The 1035-nt window shown below is 70.8% G+C and carries 1 pseudogene; it reads left to right on the top strand.

Features of this window, described 5'->3' with window-relative positions:
* Positions 1 to 1035: pseudogene (locus tag AADR41_RS42120) on the top strand (2-oxoacid:acceptor oxidoreductase subunit alpha); the annotation flags it as partial.

The raw sequence follows: 1035 nt of genomic DNA, 5'->3' as shown, positions 1-1035 counted from the left end.
TCCTACGAGGTGGCACCGGCCTCGCAGGCGTTCCCGGCGGGTACGTACCGCAACATCTCGGGGAACCTGGCACTGTCCTACGGGCTGGTCGCCGCGTCCCGGCAGGCGGACCTGCCGCTGTATCTGGGCTCGTACCCGATCACTCCGGCCTCCGACATCCTGCACGAGCTCAGCAAGCACAAGAACTTCGGGGTGCGCACGTTCCAGGCCGAGGACGAGATCGCGGGGATCGGGGCGGCGCTGGGCGCGGCGTTCGGGGGTTCCCTCGCGGTGACGACGACGTCCGGGCCGGGGGTCGCGCTGAAATCGGAGACGATCGGACTGGCCGTCTCCCTGGAGCTCCCGCTCCTGGTGATCGACATCCAGCGCGGCGGCCCGTCCACGGGCCTGCCGACCAAGACCGAGCAGGCCGACCTCCTCCAGGCGATGTACGGGCGCAACGGCGAGGCCCCGGTCCCGGTCGTGGCCCCCCGTACCCCGGCGGACTGCTTCGACGCCGCACTCGACGCGGCACGCATCGCCCTGACCTACCGCACACCCGTCTTCCTGCTCTCCGACGGCTACCTCGCCAACGGCTCCGAACCGTGGAAGATCCCCCAGCCCGGGGAACTGCCCGACCTGCGGGTCCGGTTCGCCACCGGCCCCAACCACGAACTCGCCGACGGCACCGCCGTGTTCTGGCCCTACAAACGCGACCCGCACACCCTGGCACGCCCCTGGGCGGTCCCCGGCACACCCGGTCTCGAACACCGTATCGGCGGCATCGAGAAACAGGACGGCAGCGGCAACATCTCCTACGACCCCGCCAACCACGACCTCATGGTCCGCACCCGCCAGGCCAAGATCGACGGCATCGAGGTCCCCGACCTCGAAGTCGACGACCCCGACCAGGCACGCACCCTCGTCCTGGGCTGGGGCTCCACCTACGGCCCCATCACCGCCGCCGTACGCCGGCTCCGCGCCGCCGGACAGCCCATCGCCCAGGCCCACCTGCGCAACCTCAACCCCTTCCCGAAGAACCTCGGCGAAGTCCTG

It is taken from the genome of Streptomyces sp. CLV115, from assembly GCF_038448545.1.
In the GTDB taxonomy this organism is placed as follows: domain Bacteria; phylum Actinomycetota; class Actinomycetes; order Streptomycetales; family Streptomycetaceae; genus Streptomyces; species Streptomyces sanglieri.
The sequence above is the reverse complement of the archived record's forward strand: the minus strand, read 5'-3'. Positions and strand labels throughout refer to the sequence as shown.